Source organism: Phocaeicola plebeius DSM 17135, from assembly GCF_000187895.1.
GTDB lineage: Bacteria > Bacteroidota > Bacteroidia > Bacteroidales > Bacteroidaceae > Phocaeicola > Phocaeicola plebeius.
In genome coordinates, this window is sequence record NZ_DS990119.1 from 130,876 (window position 1) to 157,411 (window position 26,536).

21 protein-coding genes and 3 tRNA genes are annotated in these 26,536 nt (G+C 48.4%); 10 read left to right on the plus strand and 14 right to left on the minus strand.

Features of this window, described 5'->3' with window-relative positions; genetic code table 11:
* Positions 1–81: 81 nt before the first annotated feature.
* Genes BACPLE_RS01790 through BACPLE_RS01810 form a run of 5 tightly spaced genes read right to left on the minus strand, consistent with a single transcriptional unit; the run spans position 82 to position 5,827 of the window.
* Entirely contained in the window at positions 82–1,533 is a 1,452-nt protein-coding gene (locus BACPLE_RS01790; protein ID WP_007558373.1) for an ATP-binding cassette domain-containing protein, read from the minus strand.
* 49 nt (positions 1,534–1,582) lie between these two features.
* Positions 1,583–3,583: a type I pullulanase gene (pulA, locus tag BACPLE_RS01795; RefSeq protein ID WP_007558375.1), complete on the minus strand. Its 2,001-nt coding sequence runs from the start codon at positions 3,581–3,583 to the stop codon at positions 1,583–1,585.
* 12 nt (positions 3,584–3,595) lie between these two features.
* Positions 3,596–4,165, minus strand: a complete 570-nt coding sequence (gene ruvC / locus BACPLE_RS01800; protein ID WP_007558377.1) for a crossover junction endodeoxyribonuclease RuvC — start codon at positions 4,163–4,165, stop codon at positions 3,596–3,598.
* Positions 4,162–4,467 (minus strand): DUF4286 family protein, encoded by a 306-nt coding sequence (locus tag BACPLE_RS01805; protein WP_007558379.1) that lies wholly within the window; start codon positions 4,465–4,467, stop codon positions 4,162–4,164. The genes ruvC and BACPLE_RS01805 overlap by 4 nt, the downstream gene beginning before the upstream one ends.
* A 55-nt stretch (positions 4,468–4,522) precedes the next feature.
* On the minus strand, positions 4,523–5,827 hold the full coding sequence (locus tag BACPLE_RS01810) for a Na+/H+ antiporter NhaC family protein (RefSeq protein ID WP_007558382.1): 1,305 nt from the start codon (positions 5,825–5,827) through the stop codon (positions 4,523–4,525).
* Positions 5,828–6,064: 237 nt separating this feature from the next.
* Between BACPLE_RS01810 and BACPLE_RS01815 the strand changes: the two genes are divergently transcribed.
* Positions 6,065–7,717 (plus strand): AMP-binding protein, encoded by a 1,653-nt coding sequence (locus BACPLE_RS01815; protein ID WP_040312327.1) that lies wholly within the window; start codon positions 6,065–6,067, stop codon positions 7,715–7,717.
* 144 nt (positions 7,718–7,861) lie between these two features.
* On the opposite strand, the gene BACPLE_RS01820 is transcribed toward BACPLE_RS01815, so the two are convergent.
* From BACPLE_RS01820 to BACPLE_RS01845, 6 genes are all read right to left on the minus strand, one after another.
* Positions 7,862–9,727: an ABC-F family ATP-binding cassette domain-containing protein gene (locus BACPLE_RS01820; protein ID WP_007558385.1), complete on the minus strand. Its 1,866-nt coding sequence runs from the start codon at positions 9,725–9,727 to the stop codon at positions 7,862–7,864.
* Positions 9,728–9,767: 40 nt separating this feature from the next.
* Positions 9,768–10,592, minus strand: a complete 825-nt coding sequence (locus BACPLE_RS01825; RefSeq protein ID WP_007558387.1) for a DUF3805 domain-containing protein — start codon at positions 10,590–10,592, stop codon at positions 9,768–9,770.
* Positions 10,593–10,626: 34 nt separating this feature from the next.
* Positions 10,627–11,004, minus strand: coding sequence for a VOC family protein (locus BACPLE_RS01830; protein WP_007558389.1), 378 nt, complete (start codon positions 11,002–11,004; stop codon positions 10,627–10,629).
* A gap of 7 nt (positions 11,005–11,011) precedes the next feature.
* Complete coding sequence (locus BACPLE_RS01835) at positions 11,012–11,758, minus strand: MBL fold metallo-hydrolase (protein WP_007558391.1); 747 nt, start codon at positions 11,756–11,758, stop codon at positions 11,012–11,014.
* Positions 11,759–11,770: 12 nt separating this feature from the next.
* Complete coding sequence (locus BACPLE_RS01840; RefSeq protein WP_040312367.1) at positions 11,771–12,967, minus strand: hypothetical protein; 1,197 nt, start codon at positions 12,965–12,967, stop codon at positions 11,771–11,773.
* 88 nt (positions 12,968–13,055) lie between these two features.
* Complete coding sequence (locus BACPLE_RS01845; protein WP_007558396.1) at positions 13,056–13,433, minus strand: RidA family protein; 378 nt, start codon at positions 13,431–13,433, stop codon at positions 13,056–13,058.
* 298 nt (positions 13,434–13,731) lie between these two features.
* Here BACPLE_RS01845 and rho point away from each other — a divergent pair, with 298 nt between their 5' ends.
* A complete protein-coding gene (gene rho / locus BACPLE_RS01850; protein WP_007558398.1) occupies positions 13,732–15,765 on the plus strand; it encodes a transcription termination factor Rho in 2,034 nt (677 codons plus the stop codon).
* 198 nt (positions 15,766–15,963) lie between these two features.
* Here the strand turns inward: rho and BACPLE_RS01855 are convergent.
* From BACPLE_RS01855 to BACPLE_RS01865, 3 genes are all read right to left on the minus strand, one after another.
* Positions 15,964–16,036 (minus strand) — tRNA-Gly (locus tag BACPLE_RS01855).
* A gap of 94 nt (positions 16,037–16,130) precedes the next feature.
* The gene (locus tag BACPLE_RS01860) at positions 16,131–17,453 is read right to left on the minus strand and encodes a cobyrinate a,c-diamide synthase (RefSeq protein ID WP_007558400.1); all 1,323 of its coding nucleotides are present in this window, start codon (positions 17,451–17,453) and stop codon (positions 16,131–16,133) included.
* A 4-nt stretch (positions 17,454–17,457) separates the two neighbouring features.
* Positions 17,458–19,125 (minus strand): formate--tetrahydrofolate ligase, encoded by a 1,668-nt coding sequence (locus tag BACPLE_RS01865; protein ID WP_007558401.1) that lies wholly within the window; start codon positions 19,123–19,125, stop codon positions 17,458–17,460.
* Between the two features lie 89 nt (positions 19,126–19,214).
* Between BACPLE_RS01865 and BACPLE_RS01870 the strand changes: the two genes are divergently transcribed.
* From BACPLE_RS01870 to BACPLE_RS01910, 8 genes are all read left to right on the plus strand, one after another.
* Positions 19,215–20,390, plus strand: coding sequence for an iron-containing alcohol dehydrogenase (locus BACPLE_RS01870; protein ID WP_007558404.1), 1,176 nt, complete (start codon positions 19,215–19,217; stop codon positions 20,388–20,390).
* A gap of 11 nt (positions 20,391–20,401) precedes the next feature.
* Positions 20,402–20,893, plus strand: coding sequence for a pyridoxamine 5'-phosphate oxidase family protein (locus BACPLE_RS01875; RefSeq protein WP_007558406.1), 492 nt, complete (start codon positions 20,402–20,404; stop codon positions 20,891–20,893).
* A 391-nt stretch (positions 20,894–21,284) separates the two neighbouring features.
* Positions 21,285–21,881, plus strand: coding sequence for a porin family protein (locus BACPLE_RS01880; protein WP_007558409.1), 597 nt, complete (start codon positions 21,285–21,287; stop codon positions 21,879–21,881).
* Positions 21,882–22,077: 196 nt separating this feature from the next.
* Positions 22,078–22,150: transfer RNA gene (locus BACPLE_RS01890), tRNA-Lys, on the plus strand.
* Positions 22,151–22,184: 34 nt separating this feature from the next.
* Positions 22,185–22,257: transfer RNA gene (locus tag BACPLE_RS01895), tRNA-Lys, on the plus strand.
* Positions 22,258–22,452: 195 nt separating this feature from the next.
* On the plus strand, positions 22,453–23,697 hold the full coding sequence (locus BACPLE_RS01900; RefSeq protein WP_007558412.1) for a TonB-dependent receptor: 1,245 nt from the start codon (positions 22,453–22,455) through the stop codon (positions 23,695–23,697).
* A 195-nt stretch (positions 23,698–23,892) separates the two neighbouring features.
* On the plus strand, positions 23,893–25,263 hold the full coding sequence (locus tag BACPLE_RS01905; protein ID WP_007558414.1) for a site-specific integrase: 1,371 nt from the start codon (positions 23,893–23,895) through the stop codon (positions 25,261–25,263).
* Between the two features lie 10 nt (positions 25,264–25,273).
* Positions 25,274–26,464: a hypothetical protein gene (locus tag BACPLE_RS01910; protein ID WP_007558415.1), complete on the plus strand. Its 1,191-nt coding sequence runs from the start codon at positions 25,274–25,276 to the stop codon at positions 26,462–26,464.
* Positions 26,465–26,536 lie beyond the last annotated feature (72 nt).

Genomic DNA, 26,536 nt, shown 5'->3' on the forward strand with positions numbered 1-26,536 from the left:
ACATGGTTTCTACCCGGAAATGGAACACAGATGTGCTTTCTCGCAGAAAAGAAATCTGCATCTACTAAAAATCAGCTTCTTTTATTTATTACGTTTCAGGAACAAAGAGTTCGTAATGGTAGCGGGCAGTTCCTCCTGATAGTGGGTTACCATAATCAGGGTTTTATCTTTCCGGGCGCAGAATGCTTCGATGACATCCTTCACCAACCGGCGGTTACGCATATCCAGTCCGTGCAACGGCTCGTCCAGAATCAGCAGTTCCGGGTCTTTGACAAACGCACGGGCCAGCAATACCATACGCTGCTCTCCGCTGGAGAGTTGCAGGAAGCTACGGTCTTTCAGGTCAGCAATGCCAAAGATATCCATCCACCACACGCACGCATCCACATCTTTTTCCTGTGTCTTACGATACAGGCCGATGGAATCATGCAATCCGCTGGCCACAATGTCAATGGCCGGCAGATTCTTCAGATAAGCGCGGTGCATTTCGGGACTCACATAACCGATGTGCTTCTTGATTTCCCAGATACTCTCGCCACTTCCTCGTTTGCGACCGAACAAAGAAATGTCGCAGGCATAGCTTTGTGGATTATCAGCACAAATCAAACTAAGTAAGGTAGATTTCCCTGCCCCGTTCTCGCCGCTGAGTGCCCACTTCTCACCGCATTTCACTGTCCAGTCGAGTTCTTTCAGAATCACCCGTTCTCCGTAACGGATGCTTACCTTGTTCAAGTCTACGATATGCTCCGTATGGAACAGGTTATCGGCATACGGCAAGTCCAGTATCCGCTGCCGTTTCTCCTCAGACAGCACATGAGCAGGGTCTGGTTCACGGTGTGACAGATATTCCTGCAAGGTGATTTTCGGCCCGCAATGACGGTCTTCCACCGGTATCACGTGCGTAATGAACGTCGGGATATCGTCTGTCTTCGACAAGACCAAAATCACCTGCAGGTTGGTCATTTCAGTCAGTTTTCCCAGCAATGTGTGCAGCAGTCCCCGAGTCCGCGCATCCAGTCCGATGAAAGGATTGTCCATAATCAGTACTCTCGGATCACTCAACAGGGTCTTGGTCAGCTGAAACTTGCGGAGCTCCCCGCTCGACAGCAGAATAATATGTTTGCTGAGCATCTCCTCAATGCCAAACAAATCGTACAGTGCTTTTCGTAATTGTTCGTCCTTGCAGGGAGGAAGCAAATCGGCCACGATAGGCGTATCATCCAGGTCCTGCGAATTCCAGCGCTGCTGGTAATAATAGTTCCCGTCGGCATCCCCGTACGAGTCACGGAACGTGATGTATTTGATGTTATCGCAAGCCATCTTCGATTCCGAAGGTGAGAAGTCGTATTTCACCTCATTCATCAGCAACGGATAGCGTCCGGTAATGGTGTCTACCAGCAGACTCTTTCCGCCGCCGTTCGGTCCTACGATGGCCACATGTTCTCCTGCCGCAATCTGTAAGTTCACAGGCTCTTTCATCCGGTACAACGGATGACGAGTCACTCCGTTCTCAATTGTAATTACATTCTGCATTGTCTTTCTCTGTTTTTATTTTGTTTCTTTAAGTAGTTGTTCTCTTGGTTTATTGATGCACAATCATGGCCGTACGAGGCGCTACCACCAGTTTGTTGCCGGTCAGCGTACCCAGTCCTAACACATTGTCTATGCGTCCGTCACGACAGGCTATCCAGTAACGTCCCTCAGGAACGTCAATCTGCACAGGTTCCGTACGGGCATTGAGCACCACAATCGTGTTCAGCCACGAATCGCCAGCCGGACTTCCCTTGATACGGAAAGCCACCACATTGCTGGCTGGTACCGGCAAGAACTCCAGGTGTTTGGCAATCAAATCTGCATCTCCCATACGGAAAGAAGGATGTGCCTTTCGCATGGCAATCAGACCCCTCACATAATCAAAGAAATCACGCTGCGAAGTCTTCCGTCCCCAGTTAATGGCATTGATTGCGTCCGGGCTCTTGTACGAATTGGCTACCCCCTGCTTGTCGCGTAGCACTTCGTCACCTGCATACCAGAACGGAATGCCTTGTGATGTGAATACTGCCGTAGCGGCCAGTTTGGCCAAGGCATTCATCTCTAATGCAGAAAGTCCCGGCAACGTCGCCTTCAGGCGGTCGGCCAGACAAAGGTCATCGTGACAGCTCACATAACTGATCATCTGCTCCGGTTGTGCAGCCCAGAAAGCCGGAACGGTGGACTCCTTGTCGCTGACCAGTTGCGGATGTGCGATTCCTCCCGCCAGTCCGAACTTCACGCCTGCAGCGTATCCCATGCGTCCGATGACAAAAGCTCCCTTGGCATCGTTTCCCCACGGGCCACGCAGGCTGTCGCGCATTTCATCGCAGAACATGCCGATGTGTGGCAACCGGGCCGCATGTTTCTTCATAGCCAGCAGACTATCCGGCAGTTGCGGTTTTCCGGCCGCCCAGCCTTCTCCATACATGCATATTGTAGGGTCAATCTTGTCGAGTGCCTTGCGGATGGCATTCATGGTCTCGATGTCATGAATCCCCATCAGGTCAAAACGGAATCCATCTATGTGATACTCTCTGGCCCAATAGCAGACCGATTCTATCATGAAACGCCGCATCATCGGCCGTTCGCTGGCCGTTTCATTGCCACAACCCGATGCGTTGGCCCATTTCCCTTCCTCGTCCGTGCGATAGAAATAACCTGGTACGGTCCGTTCAAAATTGCCTCCTTTCGTGATAGCCGTGTGATTATACACCACGTCCATCACTACCCGGATGCCTGCCCGGTGAAGCGCCATGACCATCTGTTTGAACTCGCGGATACGCACTTCGGGCTGATAAGGGTCGGTGGCATACGAACCTTCCGGCACGTTGTAGTTTTTCGGGTCATATCCCCAGTTGTACTGCGGTTTGTCGAGCTTGGTTTCGTCCACCGAAGAAAAGTCGAACGAAGGCAACAACTGTACGTGTGTCACCCCTAACTCCTTCAAATGGTCAATGCCCGTTTTCTCGCCCAGATAGGTATGCGTTCCTTCCTCCGTCAAAGCCAGGAATTTTCCTCTGTGCCGGATGCCGGAGATGGTATCGATAGAGAAATCGCGGTGGTGCAGTTCATAAATCACCATATCGGAGAAACGTTTCAGCGGCGGGCGCTTGTCTTCGTTCCACCCCTCCGGATTTGTCTCCTTCCAGTCGATAACGGCTGCACGGTCGCCGTTCACTCCCACAGCCTTGGCCATGAGTCCGGGTGTATCTCCCTGCCACACATCGTCTATCTTGACATTGAACGTATAGAACTTTCCTTTCAGGTCTTCGTCCACGCGAGCCTGCCACATACCGTCAGATTCCGGTTCCATCTTCACCATACGATAGGCAGAACCTCCCTGTCCTTTTTCATACAGCAGCACCCGCACTTCCTGAGCCGAAGGAGCCCAAAGCGAGAACCGGGTTGAAGCTGGCGTATAAGCCATTTCCACCCATTCCCCCTCGTACACCGGATATTCATCAAACGGCGTACTGGTATGTTGTTGTGAAGAAGTACACCCGGTAGCCACAGCCACGGCCGACATTACTACAAGCTGTTTTAAATTCATGGTTATAATCTCCTATTTCTTTATGCGTCCCGGATTTTTGGCAATGAAATCCTTCCAACTGGAATAAGCTTTCGGCATTTCCGGACGTCCCATCTGCAAATAATGGCAATAAGCCGCTCCTAAAGCATCCGTCGCATCCATAAAAGGGCCCATTTCCGAGTCGGGTATGTGCAGCATGCGCTTCAGCATATCGGCTACCTGCTCCTTGCTGGCCTGCCCGTTGCCGGTAATGGCCATCTTGATTTTCAGCGGGGCATATTCCGTCACGGGAATGTCACGTGTCAGCGCGGCCACGATGGCGACCCCCTGTGCACGTCCAAGCTTCAGCATGGACTGTACGTTCTTCCCGAAGAATGGAGCTTCGATGGCCAGCTCATCCGGAAGATACGATGAAATGATGCCCTGCACCCGTTCGTAGATGTGCTTCAGCTTCAGATACGAATCGGTACATTTACGCAGATCGATGACGCCCAAGGTCATTACCTCCGGCTTGACACCCGTCACCTTCAGCACTCCGTACCCCATGATGTTCGTACCCGGGTCGATGCCGAGAATGATTTTTTCTTTGACCGGCTGTATCACCTTATCACCTCCATTAATGTGGGGAAACCGATAACCTTATCCTTGAACACCTTCATCATCTCCGCATTCAGTGTCGCCCCCTGCTTTACGTGCCAGCGGTGCAACGCAGCACTGTCTTCCACTTCCCACTGCAGTGAGAAACATTCACTGTCCTGCTCCTTATGGCTCAGGATACGCAGAATACGGGGATTCTTCAGTTCACCCAGATTTTCCACTTCGGGGATGTAATATTCATTCAGCCAAATCACAAAATTACGGGCATCGCCCATCTCTACATGAAAAGTAGTATTATAAATCAGCATATATTTTTCTGTTTTAGTTTGATGACAAAATTAAAAAATCCGATGCATAGCCTGATCAGGAATACCGGCGCGGATAACGGAACAAGATACTCAGTATGGCCACTACGCCCAATGTCATAGGGTAATACAGGTAGCCGATGATGTTGATGGGCGACAGACCGGAAAGCTCGGCCGCAATCAACAGCTGTGCTCCGTAAGGAATAATGCCCTGAATGACGCATGAGAACGTATCCAGAATGCTGGCACTCTTCCGCTTGTCTACCCGGAACTGCTCGGCAATGTCGTTGGCCAGCGGACCTACGGTAATAATGGCAATCGTGTTGTTGGCCGTACAGATATTGGCCAGACTTACCAGGGCCGCAATACTCAGTTCAGCCCCGCGTTTACCCTTTACGCGCTGTGTCAGGCGGTGCAGCACATAGTCTACTCCCCCGTTGAAACGTATCAGCTCCAGCATGCCTCCGGCCATCAGGGTCACGATAATCAGCTCTCCCATGCCCGTCATACCTTTTCCCATGGCACCGAACCATCCGAACACATCGAACGTGCCGTATGCCATGCCTACGATACCCGTAGAAATCAGTCCCAGCAACAGCACCAGCAGTACGTTGACACCCGCTACTGCGGTTCCCAGCACTATGATGTATGGAATCACTTTCATCCAGTCTACGTGAGGAATATCCTGTGCCACTTCGATATGGCTTCCGTAGATAATGTAATAGATGAATACGATCAAGGCAGCCGGAAAGGCAATCAGAGAATTCACCCGGAATTTATCGCGCATCACGCACCCTTGCGTACGGGTAGCTGCAATGGTCGTATCGGAAATAAAGGACAGATTGTCGCCGAAAAAGGCACCACCCACTACTACCGCCGTCATGAAAACCACGCTGACATCCGTCTTGGCCGCAATACCGGCAGCTACAGGAACCAGTGCGACAATGGTACCGACCGACGTACCGATGGAAAGAGAAATGAAGCACGATGCCAGAAAGATTCCCGCCAGCAGCAGATTGCCCGGAAGCAACCGCAAGGTCAGGTTTACTGTCGCATCAATAGCCCCCATGGCCTGAGCCGACTGTGCAAAGGCCCCCGCCAGGATGAAAATCCATATCATCAGCATGATGTTCTTGTTGGCTGCCCCTGCGGAGTATTGCAACAAGCGGTCGTTCAAGCTCAGTCCTTTCGTCGTAGCCACGGCATAAATGGAAGACACCATGAAAGCTACGGTAATCGGAATTTTATAAAAATCATTGATGAGCAGGGAAGTCACCAGATACAGGCATAAAAATACCACCAGCGGACTCAGGGCCCACGCATTGGGTTTGTTCACAATAGGAGTCAGTTTCTGAAAATTCATTCTTTCGCTATTATTTTTTATTCAATCGGCAAAGATACGAATAAAATTAGATACATCGAGAATTGCAGCCGCAGAACCGTATTCTAAGGCTGGAAATTCATTTATCAGCTTCTGTCCCAAACGGAAGAAATTCTTGTCAAATAGTCTATTCTCTCAAAAAAATGACAAAGAATGAGAAGAAATCGGACAAGTTTTATTACTTTTGCGCACATTGTGTCAAACATTGTGCAATTTAAAATGGAAATACAAGACAGTTTTATACAACTTGTTGAAGAAAGCATCCGCGCCAACTGGGACCGTGATGCACTGACAGACTACAAAGGAGCTACGCTGCAATATAAAGACGTAGCCAGAAAAATAGAGAAAATGCATATCCTGTTCGAACATGCAGGAATCAAAAAAGGGGATAAAATCGCGCTGTGCGGGCGCAATAGTGCAAACTGGACGGCTACCTTCCTGGGCGTCGTTACTTACGGGGCAGTAGCTGTGCCCATCCTTCACGAATTCAAGGCCGACAACGTACACCACATTGTTAACCATTCGGAAGCACGCATGCTTTTCGTAGGCGATCAGGTGTGGGAGATGTTCAACGAAGCGGCCATGCCTAATCTGGAAGGTATCATCGAACTGAAGAATTTCGACCTGGTGGTGTCACGCTCGGAGAAGCTGACGTATGCACGCGAACACCTGAACGAAGAATTCGGAAAGAAATATCCCTGCCGCTTCCGTGCCGAACAGGTTTCCTACCGTCGGGAAGAACCGGAAGAACTAGCTGTCATCAATTACACCTCGGGTACTACCGGTTACTCTAAAGGGGTGATGCTTCCCTACCGCAGTATTATTTCGAATATCGTACACATTGACCAGAAAGTGGGACTGAAAGCGGGCGACAGCATCGTGTCCATGCTTCCGCTGGGACATATCTTCGGACTGGTGTTCGACTTCCTTTACGGTATCACCAAAGGAGCACATCTGTGGTTCCTCACCCGTATGCCGAGCCCGAAAATCATTGCAGAATCGTTTGCCGTAATCCGTCCGCGCGTTATTGCCTGCGTGCCGCTGATTGTGGAAAAGATTTTCAAGAAGAACATTCTCCCGAAGGTGGACAACAAGCTCGGAAAGCTGTTGCTGAACCTGCCTATCATCAGCGATAAAATCAAGGAACAGATTCGTCAGCAGGCCATGGAGGTGTTCGGCGGAAACTTTATTGAAATCGTAATCGGAGGGGCACCGTTCAATCCCGAAGTGGAAGCCTTTCTGCGTAAAATCAACTTCCCCTACACCATCGCATACGGTATGACCGAATGTGCGCCGCTTATCTGTCACAGCCGCTGGGATGAGATTCTGTACACTTCGTGCGGAAAGACCGTGGCCAACATGGAAACCAAGGTGATTTCGGAAGACCCTGAACGGATTCCGGGTGAACTGGTGTGCCGGGGTATGAATGTGATGCTGGGATACTACAAGAACGAAAGTGCTACTGCACAGACTATCGACAAGGACGGCTGGCTGCACACCGGCGACATGGCCATCAAGGATGCGGATGGAAACATCTTCATCAAGGGCCGTTGCAAGAACATGCTGCTTACCGCTTCCGGACAGAATATCTATCCGGAAGAAATTGAGGCTCGCCTGAACAACATGCCTTACGTGAACGAGTCACTGGTGATTCTGAAAGAGAACAAGCTTGTGGCGCTGGTTTATCCGGACAATGAAGACGCATTCTCGCATGGAATGAACAAGAAACAGCTGGAGGAAGCATTGGAACTGAACCGCATCGAACTGAACAAGGTGCTTCCGGCTTACTCACAGATTACACAGATAAAACTCTATCCGGAGGAATTTGAAAAGACGGCTAAGAAGAGCATCAAGCGCTTCTTGTATCAGTAAAAAAACGGACATAAAAAATGCCTTTGCGTTTGCTTGAAAACGCAAGGGCATTTCAGATAAAACGCAAGGACGTTTGAAGTAAAACGTCTTTGCGTTTTGTTTTAAACGTAAAAGCGTTTTATTTCAAACGTCCTTTCAACTTTTTTATCCCTCAATTTCACTCAGTTCCAGCCAGCGCATGGTCTTCTCGTCCAGCTCATCGTTGAGCAGAGGCAGACGCTTGGACTTCTCGGTCAGTTCGTCTACGCTGAGTGTACCGCTGCACAAGGCTTCTTCTATCTGTTTCTTTTCTTCCTCTAGTGCGGCAATCTCTTTTTCCAGCTGTTCGAATTCCTTCCGTTCCTTGAAGGTCATGCGGCGCTTGTCGTTCAGGCGGACACGCTGCGTCTTTTCTTCCTTGGGTTTGGCTGCTTCCTTTTCGTGTTCTGCCTTGGCCAGCTTCCAGTCGCGGTAGTCAGAATAGTTGCCGGGGAAATCGCGGATGTCGCCCTGCCCTTTGAATACCAGCAGATGGTCTACTACCTTGTCCATGAAGTAGCGGTCGTGGCTCACCACGATGACGCATCCCTTGAAGTTCTGCAGGTATTCTTCCAGCACCTGCAGTGTAACGATGTCCAGGTCGTTGGTCGGCTCGTCCAGCACCAGGAAGTTCGGGTTCCGCATCAGTACCGTACAGAGGTACAACCGGCGTCGTTCGCCCCCGCTCAACTTGTACACATAGCTGTGCTGCGTTTCGGGCGTAAAGAGGAAATGCTGCAGGAATTGTGAAGCCGTCAGCCGTTTGCCGTTGCCCAGCTCAATGACCTCGGCGATGTCCGTAATCACGTCAATCACCTTCATCTGCTCGTTAAACTGAAGTCCCTCTTGCGAGTAGTAGCCAAAGCGCACTGTCTCACCGATGTCCAGCGTACCGCTGTCGGGTTTCTCCAGTCCCATCAGAATCTTGATGAAGGTAGATTTGCCCGTACCGTTGTTGCCCACGATACCCATCTTCTCGTAGCGGGCAAAGATGTAGGAGAAATCATCCAGAATCTTCAGGTCGCCGAAACGCTTGCACAAGTGGTCGGCCTCGAAAATCTTGGAACCGATGTACGAAGCCTTGACATCCAGTTTCACGTTCGCGTCGTACGTGCGCTGCTTGGCCACCTTTTCCAGTTCATAGAAGGCTTCTTCGCGGTAACGGGCCTTGTGTCCGCGTGCCTGTGGCATACGGCGCATCCATTCCAGTTCCGTGCGATACAGGTTGTTGGCACGGGCAATCTCCGCATTGGTGGCTTCGATGCGTTCCTGCCGTTTCTCCAAGTAGTAGCTGTAATTTCCTTTGTAGAAATACAACTGGCAGTTGTCTATTTCAATGATTTCCGAGCACACACGGTCCAGGAAATAGCGGTCGTGTGTCACCATGAGCAAGCTCAGGCTGCCACGGTTCAGGTACTCTTCCAGCCATTCCGTCATGTCCAGGTCGAGGTGGTTGGTCGGCTCGTCCAGAATCAGCAAATCCGGTTCGGTAATCAGGATGTTGGCCAGTGCCACGCGCTTCAACTGCCCGCCGGACAGATGTCCGATTTTCTGAGAGAAATCGCGGATTTTCAGTTGCGAAAGAATCTGCTTGGCACGTCGTTCATAATCCCAGGCCTTTTCGTGCTCCATCCGCACCAGCAGTTCGTCCATGCCGGGATTGCCGGGTGTTTCCATGCACCGTTCATACTCCTTAATCAGCTCTACGGTGGAGTTGCCGTGATAAAAGCAGGCCTCGAGCACCGTCAGCTCTTCAGGATATTTCGGACTCTGTTCCAGATAGCCCACGCGCAAATCGCGGCGGAAGGTGATTTTTCCTTCGTCGTAGCCTTCCTTACCGGCCAGGATATTCAGCAAGGTGGTTTTTCCCGAGCCGTTCTTGGCTATCAGTCCGATGCGCTGTCCTTCTGCAATGCCGAAAGATATGCCGTTAAAAAGGACCAAGTCGCCGAACGACTTGGTCAGGTTTTCTACTTGTAAATATGGAGTCATAATCTAATTCGTAGCTGCTAAAAATAGGATGCGGACAGGATTAGTCCATCACCGCTTCCACTTCGTTCTTTATCCGTTCGAATTCCGCTTTCAGGTCGCACGGCTGTCCGCTTTTCGCCTTGTCCCATATCAGGGAAATCGGGTTGACCATTACTTTTGAATCGCGGAAACGCAGTGCCGGAAACTCTTTCTGTCCGTCGATGACCGTCACCCATTCCATGCCGTCCATCTCATTGACCAGTATCACGCCGAATGCCGTACCGAAGCTTTCCCACGCCTGACGCTGTTTGGGGTTAAAACGTCCGCTGTCGATTACTTTCTGCAAGTTTTCCAAGTCGGCTTCTGTACCGGTAAAGTCCTTGGTCAGTTGTTTTTTCACTGTAGAAACGGCCCAGTCATAGTTCTCGTTTATCTGGTTGATTTCCAGGATACGGACCGGAATCACTTCTTTCACCGGCTTGTCGGATGCATTGCGTACCTTCAGGGAAGCTACGATAGCCTCGCCAGCCTTGGGACTCTCGCCCTTGGCCACGGTGAACGAGCATTCCACGGAAATCTCTCCTCGACCGGTTACCCAGATGTGGGTGGTGTACCACACACCATTCTCCTGAAAGCTTTCGGAAGAATAGGCGCAGTCCCATGAACCGACTTTCACCTTCTTGGCCCCGCGTACCTGATGCAGTTCGTCTTCCAGACATTCGTTGGCATAGGCTGACGAATTGCCCCGATAGGCAGAAATACGGAAGTTTCCGGTCCATTTGTCTGGGTTGTAAAACAGAAAGCAGTCTTCCGAATCTTCAAACTCACACCAGTTGTCGGGATATTCCAGTGAAAACCAGGAACCCGGAGAAATGTACTTTTTCATAACGTTTTTTGTTTTTAGTATTAGAGATAAAGGTTTATTTCAGCGGAAGAATCTCAATCCAATAATCGTCCGGGTCATTGATGAAATACAGTCCCATCTGTTCGTTCTCGAAGCATACACAGCCCATTTCCTTGTGGAACTTGCGTACTTCATCGTAGTCGCCTGCCACGCGGAGACAAAGATGGCTTTCGTTTTCTCCCAGTTCGTAGGCTTCCGTATGGTCGCGCAGCCAGGTCAGTTCCAGTGAGAAACCCGTGCATCCGTCGGTAAGGTACACCAGGATGAAAGAGCCGTCGGCCGCTTCCTTGCGGTGAGACTCATGCAGTCCGAGAGCCTTTTCGTAGAATTGGATACTTTTTTCAAGATTAGTTACGTTGATATTGAAGTGGTCAAATCTTCCTTTTATTTCCATTGTCTTTTTATTTTAAGTTGATATAGTGGTCTAAGTTCAATGTTTCGCCGCGACGGACAGGAGTAAGAACCTGAGTTCCTTCCGATGCAGCCAAAGGTGCAAAAGCCGAAGCCTTCTCAAAAGCTTCGTCGAAGTGCATCGGTACAAATATAGTCGTTTTTATCCGTTTCACAAATTGTAAAGGCCCTCGCATGTATTCCTTTCCTAAACGAGGGTCGACCGGAAACAGCACGACATCCATTTTCTCCTTGCAGACGGCAATGTCTTCCAGCTCACGAAGGAAAAAAGCTTCGTCACGTTTCCATTCCTCCTCCGGACTTTCATCCATCCAGTGCCAGTTGTTCAGGTCGCCGGCATGGAATACGGTAGCTCCTTCCGGGGTCTGGACTAAAAAAGAGATGCCTATGTCCGTCGAGCCGAAAGCCCGCACGGTGAGATATTCGTCACGATAGGTGTCTCCTTTCGCCAGTGTGTGGAGATTTCCGTTTTCTTTGTCTTGGTCAGAAAGAGGAATGTCGGTCGAAAGCAGATAGACGATGTCAGGCCGAAGCGTTTTCCAGGAGAGTATCTGCCGGTTAAAGTGGTCGGCATGCGCATGACTGGAAAACACATACAACTGTCCTTCACGTGAAAGAAGCTGTTCGTGCACGATGCCTTTGTCGGCCGACACGGAGTCTTCGAAATAGTCGAAAATAAGCGTGTAACCTTCCCCCAGCAGGGCGAAGCCGCTATGATAAAGATAAATCAGTTTCATGAGATTGAGGTCTTATTTGGCCGCAATGGGCTGCACATACGCGCGGGTGGCCTTGTCTATCTCCAGGAACATGTAGTTCACTTTGCCCGAATGAATCAGGTCTTTGTGTTCGTTATAAATGCGGGTAGCATATTCCTTGGATTTCTCGAACATGAATTTTGACACGCTTTCCTGCGATTTTCCCGCCATTGTGGAGTCGAGTTTCTCTTCCGGGAAGAAGTCATCCAGGTTCACGTCGCCAATCATGGACGTTTCCAGAAAATGAATCTCCTGGTGCAAACGGTCGGTGTAATAACCCACAAACATGTGGCCCGGCACGCGTACCAGAATCGGATTGATGTTGATGGCTTTCAGCAGAGAAGCAAACAGTACGCTTCCGTCCACACAGTTAATCTGTGCCGACTGCAGGGCATCGTCGAAGGTACGTACGCGCTGAGTAAAGACTACGTTGGACGACAGGCTGCTGTTGCTGATGGAGCTGTATTTGAACCCTCTTTTCTGCAAGACATACCACAAGGCATACACCTGCTTGTCTACGACTTTCGGGTCCTTGCTTTGGTATCCCCAGAAACGGTTGACAATGCGTGAATCCAGTGCCTCGCGCAGCACCTGGCTGATGTTAGGGTTGTCTTCGTTGACATAGGCTGCAAAGAAATCGCCCGTGTCGTGAAATTTCATTTTACTGTCAATGTAGCCTAACAGACATTCGTTGATGCTGCGTACGGAATACGTATGTACCGCCGAATATGTCCGGTTGTTATTTACCTTTGCCTGTATGGACACGGTAACAGGCATGGCCTGGGTATTTTCCAGCAGAGCTTGATAATTCCATATCACATCCGGGAAAACCAGGTATTCCTTTCCTGATTCCGGCAGAATGAATTCAGAAACCGAATGAGCAAAGAAAGGAGTTTCTGCCAATTCTATGTGAAGTTTGCTGTTTGCATGCGGATTGCGTATCTTAATGCCGATACACGATTTGGGGTTTCCCAGATAAGTACTGTCGGCCGGCACAATCAGCTGTGCATCGGTCGTAGCCGTAGACAGGATGGTGACCGGAAAGATATTTCCTCCTAGTTCGTCGGTAATTTCCAGTCCGGACGAGAAAGGCTCGTATCTGTAAATATATAAAACCGATGCCGTTACTGTCAGAATGGCCAGTATGAAAGTGGCCAGCTTCCATTTATTCTCTCCCCAAATTGTACGCATGTTCAGTTGCATTGTCACAAAATTTCCTGTTAAACAAATTGGGAGCAGACCACAAAGGCATTCCCCTTACGGCCTGCTTCCTTTACGGTTATCTTACCGCAATACTTTCAATTTCTACCAGCACTCCTTTCGGTAAAGCTTTGACAGCTACCGCAGAACGGGCAGGATAATCGCCTTCGAAATACTTGGCATATACGGCATTCATTTCACCGAACAGTGCCATATCTGCCAGGAATACAGTGGTTTTTACCACATTGGCAGTTGTCAGTCCGGCTTCTGCAAGTACATTCTTGATATTTTCGAATACCTGAGTAGTCTGTTCAGTGATTCCACCTTCTACCACTTCGCCTGTAGCCGGATTTACCGGAATCTGGCCCGACAAGAATACCATGCCGTTTACTTCTATTGCCTGGCTATAAGGACCGATGGCAGCAGGAGCCTTTTCTGTAAAAATTACTTTTTTCATAAGCGTTAATGTGTCAATTAAATTGTATTTTCAACGCTAATTTAGCACAATTCTTTTAATCCGGGGACAGAAACTGTAAAAAAAGTCCGCATTTATTCGTGTTTATAACAAAAAACACTTACTTTTGTACTCGCAATAATGCAAAAAGGTAGTTGGAAACGTGTTTCGTATCCAATCCGAATTCAATAAAAAACAATCAAAAATCATTGATAATTCAAATGTGTGAAAGAGGAAAGAGACCTCTGAACGGTTTGTCATGCTTCACACACCCAATATTAATAATTCATTTAACCTATTTATGTACAATATCATTCAATTAAACGACAAAAATTTGTCTGAATTGCAGCAGATTGCCAAAGAGTTGGGTCTGAAAAAAGTCGATTCACTGAAAAAAGAAGAACTGGTGTATCGCATTCTGGATGAACAGGCAATTGTCGGTGCTACAAAAAAAGTGGCCGCACAGCAAAACAACGAAGAACGCAAGGAAGGACAGCCACGTAAGCGCTCGCGCATCAGTATAAAGAAAGAAGGGGATAAGGTTTACACGGCAACCAAAGACAAGGCACAGAAGCTGGAGGCTAATACTCCTGCCCTTCCTGCACCAACTCCTTTGTTCAAGGAAATTCCTGCGTCACCGGAAAAAACGGAAATCGTTGCACCGGTTGCAGAGAAAACAGCTCAGCCGGAAGTTATTGCTGCTCCTGCCACTGAAGAAAAACCCAAAGCCAAGCGTGGACGTAAGCCGGGTTCCAAAAATAAATCTACTCTGGCAAAAGAAGCGCAGGAAGCCGCTGAAAGTACACCAGCTGAAGTTACTGCCAAACCGGCCCCGCTTCCTATCGATGATGACGACATGGAACTTCCACCGCTCGACTTGAATAATAATGATTTTATTCCTATCGAAGACCTCCCGTCTGAAAAATTCGAGATACCTTCTGAATTGCTGGGTAAATTTGAGGCTACCAAAATGGAGGTGCCTGTAATGCCGGCTAAAGAACCTAAACAGAAAAATCAGCAGCGTCAGGCTCGTCAGAATAATCGCAACAACCGTCCTAATAACAACAATAATAACAACAATCAGGGAAAGGACAACAACCCGCAGCCCGCTGCCAACCAGAATGTACCAGAGCAGCAGCCATCTTCTCCTTCTACTGAAACTCCTGCCAATAATACTCCGGCACCGGCTCCCAAACCGGTAGAAAAAGTCTACGATTTTGATGATATTCTTCAAGGTACCGGCGTACTGGAAATCATGCCCGACGGATATGGCTTCCTCCGCTCTTCAGATTACAACTATCTTTCTTCACCCGATGACATTTATGTGTCACAGTCGCAAATCAAGCTGCTTGGTTTGAAAACCGGTGACGTGGTAGAAGGTACTATCCGTCCGCCTAAAGAAGGTGAAAAATATTTCCCACTGGTAAAGGTTTCTAAAATTAACGGACTCGACCCAGCTTTGGTGCGCGACCGCATTCCGTTCGATCACCTTACTCCACTCTTCCCCGATGAAAAATTCAAATTGTGCAAAGGATATAATGACAACTTGTCGGCTCGTGTAGTTGATTTGTTTGCTCCTATCGGAAAAGGACAGCGTGCACTGATTGTAGCACAGCCTAAAACTGGTAAGACTATCTTGATGAAAGATATCGCCAATGCCATTGCGGCCAATCATCCGGAAGTGTATATGATTATGCTGCTCATCGATGAACGTCCGGAAGAAGTGACCGACATGGCTCGCAGTGTGAAAGCTGAAGTAATTGCTTCTACTTTCGACGAACCGGCAGAACGTCATGTGAAGATAGCCGGCATTGTGCTGGAAAAAGCAAAACGCATGGTAGAATGCGGACATGATGTCGTAATCTTCCTGGACTCTATCACTCGTCTGGCTCGCGCCTACAATACGGTTTCTCCGGCATCTGGTAAGGTACTTTCCGGTGGTGTGGATGCCAATGCGTTGCACAAACCCAAACGCTTCTTCGGTGCGGCGCGTAACATCGAAGGTGGAGGCTCACTGACAATCGTGGCTACTGCATTGATTGATACGGGTTCTAAGATGGACGAAGTTATCTTCGAAGAATTCAAGGGAACAGGTAACATGGAGTTGCAGCTGGATCGCAACCTGAGCAACAAGCGTATCTTCCCGGCTGTGAACATCGTGGCTTCAAGTACTCGTCGCGACGACTTGCTGCTTGACAAGACTACACTTGACCGCATGTGGATTCTCCGCAAATACCTGTCGGACATGAATCCTATCGAAGCAATGGATTTCGTGAAAGACCGTCTGGAGAAGACAAAAGACAACGAAGAGTTCCTGATGAGTATGAATTCTTAAAAGAATATAGCATTTACATAAAGAAAAGCAGGGAGAAAATCCATGAGTGGGGTTTCTTCCTGCTTTTCTTTATGATTCATTTTGGGAAAATAAAAAATGCCGGACAAGCAACTTTCTTGTATCTCTACAGATGAACGAATATAAAAAATAAAGGCTAATACTCTTCATTGTCAGAATATTAGCCTTTAAACACTGAGGAGCGGCAAGCGGGACTCGAACCCGTGACCCTCAGCTTGGGAAGCTGATGCTCTACCAACTGAGCTACTGCCGCGACTTTGGTGATGCAAATATAGAATTTATTTTTTAGAATCGTCCGTTTTCTCTGATTTTTTTCGTGCGGAAAATAGAAAAATTCCCTTCTCCAGCTATTCCCAGAGCTTATATAATCCGGTTTCTCCCCAATAGTGATGTACGGAGGTGGCAATACAGTTTTTATAGCGGAAGAAAAATGAACTCGAAACTTCTCCACCTTTCACATGACAGACTGGTGTTTGCAGTGAAGCTGCTTCTTCCGAAGGAACAATGTCAAAGTAACGGTACTCATATCCTTTCAGGCATAAATCGCGATAATGTGTCTGACGGTATCCGCTGCACGGACGGTTGTCTTTCACGATGACTGAATAAGGCAGAATTCCCGCCATTTCGTAGGCTGTACCTCCGGGACGTGCGGTTAGTGTCTGTCCCAACAAGGCCATTCCTCCTCCTTCTGCCAGCAGTTTTCCTCCTTTCTCTACGTATTCGCGTAACTGCTCCATCAGACGTTTTCGGCGATGCAGCTGACGGGCAAACAATTCCGGATAGCCTCCAGGCAGATATACGATGTCCGCTTCGGGAAGTTCACTGCCATATACCGGACTGAAACGTGTGATGTCTCCTTTTGTCTTGTCTGTGCTCTGGCGATACAAGAAAGGAAAAGCTGGATCGGAAGCCAAGGCAATTCGCTGTTTGCGCTTGCCGGTCCACATATCCGTTTCTGTTTCGGAAATGTAAGGAAGCGAATAGGTACAAGGGAAAATACGGGTGGAAAGGTTCAGCAGTTTGTCAATGTCTACATGCTGTGCCAGTTGTTCCGCCACTTGATTGAGAAGCAGGTCAAGGCTCTTCCTTGCAGGAAGTGTCAGTGCCTGATGACGAGGCGGAAGGCCTGTTTCCTCCAGATAAGGGAGATAGCCTAAGCATTCCACCCCGGCCTCGGCACAGGTTTCGCGCAGGAAACCGTATTGTGCAGCCGAAGTGACCTGATTGAAAATCACTCCGGCTATTTTCAGTTCTGTATTGAAGTGTTTGAAGCCATACAGCATGGCAGCAGTGGAGTAACCCGCATTGCGTGCACTCACCACCATCACCACAGGAATCTTCATCAGTCGGGCCATTTCGGCGCTGCTTCCCTGCGTTTTCCGGAATCCGTCGAACAAACCTGCCCGTCCTTCTACCACGCACACGTCAGCCTTCTCTCCATAACGATTGTAGACGGTTTGCAGATGACTGCGTGAGCTCAGCCAGGTGTCCAGGCTTACCGGTTCACGGTCGGCAGCCAGCGCATGATAGCGAAGGTCTGCTAGTTCGGGTCCGCATTTGAAAGACTGCACACGCAGGTTGCGTTGACGCAACGCACGCATCAGTCCCAAGGCAACGAGGGTCTGCCCGCTTCCGGGCATCATGGCTCCGACAAGAAACTGTGGCTTCATCTGCTTATGACAATCCTTCTATTTCTCCGTTCACAATGTCAATGTGCAATGCCTGCGGTTCTTTCGGCAATCCCGGCATACGCATCATTTCACCAGCCACTACTACCAGCATTTCTGCACCCGCATTGATAACGATGTCGCGCACGGCAAAGTTGAAGCCGGAAGCCACTCCGTAGAGTTTCGGGTCGGTAGAGAATGAATACTGTGTCTTGGCAATGCAGACAGGGAAGTTGGTGTATCCCAGATCTTTTATCATCTGAATCTTCTTGCGGGCAGCCGGGCCGAACAGCACTTGTTTGGCACCATACAGTTCGCAGGCAATCTTGGTAACTTTCTCTTCCACTGAGTCAGTTTCGTCGTAAGTGAAGGTCAACGGCTGTGACGGGTTGTTTTCGATGGTGTTTACTACCAGATTAGCCAGTTCGATGGCACCGTCTCCACCTTCCATAAACGCGTTGTTGATGGCAAAGCCTACGCCCATTTCTTCACAGTGCTGACGTACGAAGTCAAGTTCCTCATCGGTATCGTTAGCATAACGGTTGAAAGCTACGACTACAGTCTGTCCGAATGACTGGAGGTTCTCGATGTGCTTGTCGAGGTTCTTCACACCTTCCTTCAAACCGTCCATGTTCGGTTCCTTGATTTTGTCTACATCTACCCCGCCGTGCATTTTCAATCCCTGAGCTGTAGCCACGATGATGGTCAGTTTCGGCTGAAGTCCGGCTTTGCGGCATTTGATGTTGTAAAACTTCTCTGCACCCAGGTCGGCACCGAATCCGGCTTCTGTCACTACATAGTCACCGAAGGTCATTGCCAGTTTGGTAGCCAGTACTGAGTTACATCCGTGTGCGATGTTGGCAAACGGACCACCGTGAACGAAAGCCGGTGTATGTTCCGTAGTCTGTACCAGGTTAGGCGACAAGGCATCTTTCAGCAATACCGTAATCGCTCCGGCTACTCCTAAGTCTTTCACTGTGAAAGGTTTGTTGTCGATGGTGAATCCTAACAGAATGTTTTCGATGCGGCGACGCAAATCGTTTTCATCTCTTGCCAGACAGAGGATAGCCATGATTTCCGATGCCGGTGTGATGTCGAATCCCGATTCACGAGTGATACCGTTGGTCTTTCCACCCAGTCCGGTCACGATGTAGCGCAAGCCACGATCGTTCACGTCGAGCACACGGTTCCAGAGCACTTCTTTCATGGCAAAACCATTGTCTTTGTTCTGGTACATATAGTTGTCGAGCAAGGCCGTAATCATGTTGTGAGCCGAAGTGATGGCATGGAAGTCACCTGTAAAGTGCAGGTTGATTTTGTCCATCGGGAGCACCTGTGCATAACCACCTCCGGCAGCTCCACCCTTCATACCGAAGCAAGGACCAAGTGACGGTTCGCGCAAGGCACAGAAGGCTTTCTTTCCGATTTTGTTCAGTCCCAGTGCCAGACCGATGGATACGGTAGTCTTTCCGATACCGGCTTTGGTCGGCGTGATGGCCGTTACCAGAATCAGGTTACTCTTTTTCACCTTTTCTTCATCGATCAATGTTTCGGGAACTTTGGCAATGTAGCGTCCGTAGTTAGAGATTTCTTCTACGGGAATACCATACTCGCGGGCAATCTGCTTGATTTTTGTCAGCTCGATACTGCGAGCTATTTCAATATCTGATTTCATAGGTTCAATTTTTTTATTGTGGCGCAAAGATACAAAGAAATTCTTTAACTTTGTCGTACTACATGTAAACCCTATAATTTATAATAGATATGAATAACTTCGCTTTTTACAGTCCTACCGAATTCGTATTCGGAAAAGGAACGGAGAGCCAGACCGCCGAGCTGGTGAGGAAATATAAAGGTACGAAAGTGATGATTGTATACGGAGGAGGTTCCGTGGTACGCAGCGGACTACTCGATAAAGTAAAAAAATACCTCGACGAAGCAGGCATTGCTCATGTGGAACTGGGAGGTATCCAACCCAACCCCACCGATCCAAAGGTGTACGAAGGTATCGAGCTGGGACGTCGAGAAAAAATCGATTTCCTGCTTCCGGTGGGAGGCGGTTCGGTTATCGATACAGCCAAAGCCATTGCAATGGGTATCCCTTACGAAGGTGATTTCTGGGATTTCTATATAAATAAGGTAGTACCTGAAAAAGCCATTCCACTGGGTGTAGTCCTGACCATTCCTGCGGCTGGAAGTGAAGGCTCCGGTAATACGGTCATCACAAAACTGGACGGACTGAAGAAACTGAGTGTCCGCACGCACGGGTTGTTGCGTCCTACGTTTGCTGTGATGAATCCGGAACTGACCTATACCCTTCCCGCCTGGCAGACAGCTTGTGGGGTGACCGACATGATGGCACACATCATGGAACGTTATTTCACTAATACAGAAGATCAGGAAGTGCCCGACCGTATGTGTGAGGGAACGCTCAAAGCTATTATTACGGAAGCCCTTCGGGTAATGAAGGAGCCGGAAAATTACGGAGCCCGTGCCAACCTGATGTGGGCCGGTACCATCGCACACAACGGTACGTGCGGCGTGGGAGCCGTGGAGGACTGGGCTTCCCACTTTATGGAACATGAGGTAAGTGCTGTGTACGACGTGACGCACGGAGCCGGACTGGCTGTTATTTTCCCTGCCTGGTTAACCTACATGGCCAGCCATAACATGGGTAAGGTAGCACAATATGCTCATCGTGTGTGGGACGTGCCGGAATCGGACGACAAGAAGGCTATGGCACTGGAAGGTGTAGTCCGTCTGAAATCCTTCTTCCACGCCATCGGTATGCCTGTCACCTTCAAGGAACTGGGTATTGAGCATCCAGACATCGACCTGCTGGTAAAAAAACTGCATGAAAACAAGGGTGAGTACGTGGGTAATTATGTCCGTCTGGATGCACAGGCTACCCGTGAAATCTATGAACTGGCCAACCAATAAGCACTATCATTATGGAATATACGAACCAAGACGTGCGCCGGCAGGATCGTCTGCTTGATGAAGCACGTGCATTTGAAATATTAAAGGAAGGTGAATTCGGTATCCTGTCCATGCGGACTGAAGAGGGAGATGGTGCGTACGGTATTCCAGTCAACTATGTGTGGGACCGTGGCAACTCCATTTATATCCATTGTGCGCCGGTGGGGCGTAAATTGCGTTGCATTGACGCCTGCCCTAACGTGTCTTTCTGTGTCACCGGTCGCAGTAAGGTCATTCCCGATAAGTTTACGACGGGGTATGAAAGCATCGTACTGCAATGCACGGCACATCATAGCTTGCACGAAGCCGAGCGGATGTCTGCCCTCTCCCTGCTGATTTCGAAATACTGTCCGGAGCATAAGATGCAGGGCATCGAGTATGCCAACAAGTCTTTCCATCGCACGGAGATTATCCGTCTGGATATTCAGAAAGTCAGTGGAAAATGCAAAAATATGGGATTCTAATCCTATTTTATAGTATTTTTCAGGGATTTTAAACGCTTAACAAAACGCCTTTACGTTTGATTCGAAACGCAAAGGCGTTTTGTTTTAAATGTACTTGCGTTTTACTTAAAATACACTTGTGTTTTGGGCCAAACACAAAGGCGTTTTTTTTGGTCTCCAAAAATGGACGGATAATCCCGTTTTTTAGTATGATAAACTAGGAATATACTTTTGGGGGGGAATGGAATTTTATAATGTTTTGATAATCTGAAATAGTTTTATACATTTGTGGGTAATCGCAAACGAAAGCAGGCTTTCCCCTTATATATTATAAGAGAAAGTGGTTCCTCTGCTTCTAGAATAAAACGGAATGGTTCAAGGGAACAGAACCCTAATCTAAAAAAAGAGAATTATGAAAAAGTTTTTAATGACCGCTGTATTGGGAATGTTTGCATTGGCTGGTTTTTCTCAGGTAAAATGGGATGCACGCGTAGGCATGAACTTTAGTAACATAACTAAAGATAGCGAAGCAAAAGCTCTTCCAGGCTTTAATTTGGGGGTAGGAATGGATTATGGATTCAGTGAAAACTGGTCTTTACAGTCTGGTCTGATAATTTCTTCTAAAGGCTATAAGTATGATGCAGAAGATGCACATGATTATAGTTACAAAGCTAGACCTATTTATTTGGATATTCCTATTTTGGCTGCTTACAAATTCAATATCAGCGATAATACAAAATTTGTTATCAATGCAGGTCCATATTTGGCATTTGGATTAGGTGGAAAATATAAATATGATGAAGGTGAAGATGTTAAAATATTTAAAGATTATGATAAAAAGAAAGGCTGGAAACGTTTTGATTTAGGTATTCAATACGGTATTGGTCTTGAATTGAACGACCGTTATTTGATTAACTTAACAGGACAAAATGGCTTTATCAGTCCTGCAGATGGTGGAGAAAATCCTAAGAACATGACCTTCTCTATCGGCGTAGGTTACCGTTTCTAATTTGAGAAATAAATCTCATATTCATCCATAAAAACGAAAGGTTGGCATGAAAAATCTTCAGTGCCGACCTTTTTTATGTGACTAATAACCAGCCATTCAGAAAAGAATTGAAAAAATATTGTAAAATAAATTTCGAAAACGTTTGGCTGTTTCGTGTAAAAAATATACCTTTGCACTCGCAAATGAAAATAGTGATGCACTCTTAGCTCAGTTGGTAGAGCAACTGACTCTTAATCAGTGGGTCCAGGGTTCGAATCCCTGAGGGTGTACAAAATTTCGGAAAGTTTGACAATTATAGTGGATGCACTCTTAGCTCAGTTGGTAGAGCAACTGACTCTTAATCAGTGGGTCCAGGGTTCGAATCCCTGAGGGTGTACCGAAGCCGTGAGGCAAAATGAGGAAAGGCTCTGAAAATCGATAGATTTTCAGAGCCTTTTTTAGTATCCTCCTACTTTATGCATCAGAATCCGGAATACCTATATATGATGAGAAAGAAACCTCACATTACCTAATTTTGGCGATTGACACAGCTTGCCAATAAGGATACCTTTGCGCCTGAAATCATCAGGATATGAAAACAATCGTTTTAGCCTTTTTCGCAAGTGCCAGTCTGACTGCCTGGGGGCAGTCGCATAAGATAGCAGGAACCGTGCTCGATGCCAAGTCGAAAGTACCGGTGGAGTTTGCGACTTTGTGGATTGAAGGAAGTGGTATCGGTACCATGACCGATTCGCAAGGAAAGTTCGTCATTCAGCATTTGGCAGAAGGAAAGCATGAGGTGCTGGTGCGTTGTCTGGGCTATTCTGAATATAAATTACAGCTGGACGTCAGAAAAGATAAGGAAAACATCGTGGTATATCTTTCCGAACAGACTTTGGCCCTGAACGAAGTGACTGTCACGGCAGAAAGAAAAACCGCAGATGCTACTACGGCATACACGCTGGGCCGTACGGCACTGGACCATTTGCAGAGTGTCAGCGTGTCTGATGCGTTAAGTCTTTTGCCCGGAGAACAGACCAGCAAGTTCAAGGGACTGACTTCTTCGGCTCAGGTAATCACGTTGAGAGGAGAAAGCACTGAAATGGGGAATCCTGATTTTGGAACCGTAGTTGAGATGGACGGGGTGCGCCTGTCGGGTAATGCTACGGCCGCTTCTACTTCCGGAACGGATACCCGTAACATTGGCAACAGCAATGTAGAACGGATTGAAGTTATCACCGGTGTACCTTCTGTGGAATATGGTGACCTGACCAACGGAGTGGTAAAAATTGTGACACGCAAAGGAAAAAGTCCGCTGATTGTCGATGTGGCTGTGCGTCCTACCACCCAGTCGTATGCCGTAAGTAAAGGAGTGGAACTGGGGGCAAAAGCTGGCGTACTGAACCTGTCCTATGAACGGGTTCGTTCTGTGTCAGACATTGCATCGCCCTACACCTCGTATGTACGCAATGCCTTTGGCGTGAGATACTCTAACAGCCTGCATACAAAGACCGGAAAAACCTTGTCTGTCGATTTCAGTCTGAACGGTAATGTGGGAGGTAATAATACCGAGGCCGATCCGGATGCCTTCAAGGAAACTTATACCAAGAGTCGGGACAATGCGTTATGGAGCAGTCTCTCGTTTAACTATATGCTGAATTCGCCCTGGTTATCTAATTTGCGTGGAGGGGTGACCTTCTCGTACGCCGACAACCGGGTGGAAGAAAAGAAAAACCAGTCGGCTTCGTCCGTCCAGCCTGCACTGCATACTATCGAAGAAGGATATTTTGTGGCTGCCAAATATGAAGAGGATCCCTCCTCACCTATTATTTTGTAGCCCACTATTCACTAAATATATTCAGTGAAATTCAGTTTTATAAGTTATCTTTGTATATCAGTTATTTGCAGATATTTTCATTTGGTTTGCATACTCACAAAATTTCACGGGTTTAGAAAATATTGGTACTATTTGATACCATATTTCAGGATATATTTTGTACCTTTGCACCATAGTAACCAAGATATATCGCGTATGGATTTCATCTTCATCAAATCATCCAAGGCAGGAAAAGAGGACTACGGTTCCATCTATGCCCGTGTGCGCACCGGAAAGGCGAACATGAAGGTCGTGACGGGCTTCACCATCAAGCAGCTTGAATGGGAGAAGTACCGCAGCCTGCAATACACCTCGTCAGCCCTGATGTCAAGCATTGGGATAAAGTACGGGAAGTTCGCCCAAGTCCTCGCGAGGATAAAGGCGGCATTCGAGGCGGACGGCTTCAACCCCAAGGAGGCAAAGAACACCATCGAGAGCGTGAAACACGACGTGCTCAACGGAATGATGCAGATTGTGGAGGTCAAGCCCAAAGGCAGGATGCTGTTCGAGGATTTCCTCACCTCTTATATAGAAGATATGGAAACCGGACGGCGCACCAAGAAAGGCCGTACCGTGAAAGTATCACCTGCCTATATAAAAGGTCTGCGCATTATCCAAAAACAGATTCTTAACTACCAAAAGGAAACCCACCGCAAACTCGGACTGGATGACATGACGATGGAGACACGCAACGGCCTTGTCGGTTACTGGAAGGAACGGGGCTTGATGCCCAACGCCATCAACTCGTACATGACCGATGTCCGCACGGTGGCAAAGGCGGCTTACGAGGACAAGCTGACCAAATGCGATGATTTCCGTCATTCCGACTTCGTGCCGAAAAAGGAGGAAGTGGACAACATCTATCTCACGCCGGAACAGATACAGGAAATGCTCGACCTTGACCTTTCCACCAAGGAGGCTGTGAAAAAGAGACTGGAATCACTTGACATCAGCGAGGACGAGAAATTGGCACAACTTTCCAAATGCCGCATCACCCATATCAGGACACTGGAGCACGTGAGGGACATTTTCATCGTGGGCTGCCTGACCGGGCAGCGTGTTTCCGACTATTCAAGGATATGCGAGGACATGATAACGGAAATCGGCGGCACGGAGTTCATACTCATCACCCAACAGAAGACGGAAAAGAAAGTCTATATCCCCGTTGACAGGCGCGTGAGAGCCATACTTGCCAAGTATGACGGCAAGCTGCCCCCGGTTCATCCCAATGAAATGAACAAACTGGTGAAGACCATCGGCCTGTTGCTCGGCTGGACACATGACTGCGGTTTTGACGAGAAGCGTCTCAACCCCAAACGGGGAAGGAGGTTCTGCGACATGCTCCTTTCCCATACAGCCCGGAGGAGTTTCGCCACCAACGCGTATAAGGCTGGCGTCCCTCTGTCTTCCATCCAAGCCATCACCGGACACAGCAGCGAGGCGCAACTGCGCCGCTACCTGAAACTGGACGCGGAGGAAAAGGCCGTCATAGCATTAAAGGACTTCAAGGGTATCATCAAAATATAAGAAGGTGCTTATGGAAAAATCAAGGTTTGACATCATCAGCGACCTGTTCAAGCTGTCCAACGTAATCAGTGGGAGCCTGAAACTTGCGGAATCGCTTGCCGACAAGTCTTCCGGCAGTGACGAAACGGATTGCAAGGATATTTGCTGGAACATCAGATACAGCCTGAAGCCCCTGCCTTTTCTTTTGGCCGGCATCAGGGAATATGTCACCGAACACGAGGATAAGGATCTGGCACGGAAATTCGTCGGGCTGCACGATGACACGAAAAGGCTTCATGGCATCTGCTCCAAATATACGGACTTGAACAAGGCGGCTTTCCGTACAGGGGTGGCTTACCTGAGCATGGAAGTCATAAGTCAATACTTCTTTCCCGAAAAAGAACAGGAGCAAGTATCGCCGGAAGGTTCTGATATTTCTCCCAAACCAATGACACGTACCGAAGCCACCGACTGCATCGACACCATCCGTGCCGCCATACGGAAGTGTGCAAAGGATTCAGACGGGAACAGAGGGAAAGAAATGTATGCCATACTTGCCAAAGTGGACAAGGCGAAAATCCAAGCCGTCAAGGAGTATATTGTCAATGCCAACGACAAGGATTTGGCACAACTCTTCACGGAATATTTTGCAGAAGCCGTCCACCTTTCCATGCTGCCCCAAAATGATGATGTGAAAGCGCAGTCCGCAGGAATAAAGATGTTCCATATCGCAATGACGATGGGATATGTCAAGAGGAACGTGCTGCACGAGAACGAGTCCAAGTCGGCAACATCCCAAACAATACCCTCTTGTACGGAAGAAGCGTCATCCGGTTTTACCGCCACAGATACAATGCAAGGCGGTACGTTCAGCACGACCGCGCAAGTTCCCGTTTTAAGGCTGTACCGTTTCCTTACCACTTTCACCGTACAGAGCGGCTCCGACAAGGGCAAGCCTCTATTGGACGGCAATGCCGTTTCCGACCGGGATTTCCTCCGTGCCGTCATGCGTGCCGACTATTCCACGATATACGGCAGTTGCGTGAAGGGCAAGATGCGCTGTGTCGCCATCCTGCTGTCCAAAGCATACTTCAAGGACTGGAAAGGTTACAGGGCATCCGCAGCCCGTTCCATGGGTCTGACACCCGAAAGCCTCGCCAAGTATAACGTGGAGAAAACCTTTATAGCGAAACTCAAAGAGCTGCTTCCCATGATAAAATAGTGACATAACCCACAGGTGGCTACAATTCACCACAACCCACAGACTTCCACAAGCCGTTAAGCACCAGTTGTT

Excerpts from the sequence above, each read along its gene's own strand:
- BACPLE_RS01790 (WP_007558373.1), bottom strand. The coding sequence starts at position 1,533 with ATGCAGAATGTAATTACAATTGAGAACGGAGTGACTCGTCATCCGTTG.
- pulA (WP_007558375.1), bottom strand. The coding sequence starts at position 3,583 with ATGAATTTAAAACAGCTTGTAGTAATGTCGGCCGTGGCTGTGGCTACC.
- BACPLE_RS01805 (WP_007558379.1), bottom strand. The coding sequence starts at position 4,467 with ATGCTGATTTATAATACTACTTTTCATGTAGAGATGGGCGATGCCCGT.
- BACPLE_RS01810 (WP_007558382.1), bottom strand. The coding sequence starts at position 5,827 with ATGAATTTTCAGAAACTGACTCCTATTGTGAACAAACCCAATGCGTGG.
- BACPLE_RS01815 (WP_040312327.1), top strand. The coding sequence starts at position 6,065 with ATGGAAATACAAGACAGTTTTATACAACTTGTTGAAGAAAGCATCCGC.
- BACPLE_RS01820 (WP_007558385.1), bottom strand. The coding sequence starts at position 9,727 with ATGACTCCATATTTACAAGTAGAAAACCTGACCAAGTCGTTCGGCGAC.
- BACPLE_RS01825 (WP_007558387.1), bottom strand. The coding sequence starts at position 10,592 with ATGAAAAAGTACATTTCTCCGGGTTCCTGGTTTTCACTGGAATATCCC.
- BACPLE_RS01830 (WP_007558389.1), bottom strand. The coding sequence starts at position 11,004 with ATGGAAATAAAAGGAAGATTTGACCACTTCAATATCAACGTAACTAAT.
- BACPLE_RS01835 (WP_007558391.1), bottom strand. The coding sequence starts at position 11,758 with ATGAAACTGATTTATCTTTATCATAGCGGCTTCGCCCTGCTGGGGGAA.
- BACPLE_RS01840 (WP_040312367.1), bottom strand. The coding sequence starts at position 12,967 with ATGCGTACAATTTGGGGAGAGAATAAATGGAAGCTGGCCACTTTCATA.
- BACPLE_RS01845 (WP_007558396.1), bottom strand. The coding sequence starts at position 13,433 with ATGAAAAAAGTAATTTTTACAGAAAAGGCTCCTGCTGCCATCGGTCCT.
- rho (WP_007558398.1), top strand. The coding sequence starts at position 13,732 with ATGTACAATATCATTCAATTAAACGACAAAAATTTGTCTGAATTGCAG.
- BACPLE_RS01860 (WP_007558400.1), bottom strand. The coding sequence starts at position 17,453 with ATGAAGCCACAGTTTCTTGTCGGAGCCATGATGCCCGGAAGCGGGCAG.
- BACPLE_RS01865 (WP_007558401.1), bottom strand. The coding sequence starts at position 19,125 with ATGAAATCAGATATTGAAATAGCTCGCAGTATCGAGCTGACAAAAATC.
- BACPLE_RS01870 (WP_007558404.1), top strand. The coding sequence starts at position 19,215 with ATGAATAACTTCGCTTTTTACAGTCCTACCGAATTCGTATTCGGAAAA.
- BACPLE_RS01875 (WP_007558406.1), top strand. The coding sequence starts at position 20,402 with ATGGAATATACGAACCAAGACGTGCGCCGGCAGGATCGTCTGCTTGAT.
- BACPLE_RS01880 (WP_007558409.1), top strand. The coding sequence starts at position 21,285 with ATGAAAAAGTTTTTAATGACCGCTGTATTGGGAATGTTTGCATTGGCT.
- BACPLE_RS01900 (WP_007558412.1), top strand. The coding sequence starts at position 22,453 with ATGAAAACAATCGTTTTAGCCTTTTTCGCAAGTGCCAGTCTGACTGCC.
- BACPLE_RS01905 (WP_007558414.1), top strand. The coding sequence starts at position 23,893 with ATGGATTTCATCTTCATCAAATCATCCAAGGCAGGAAAAGAGGACTAC.
- BACPLE_RS01910 (WP_007558415.1), top strand. The coding sequence starts at position 25,274 with ATGGAAAAATCAAGGTTTGACATCATCAGCGACCTGTTCAAGCTGTCC.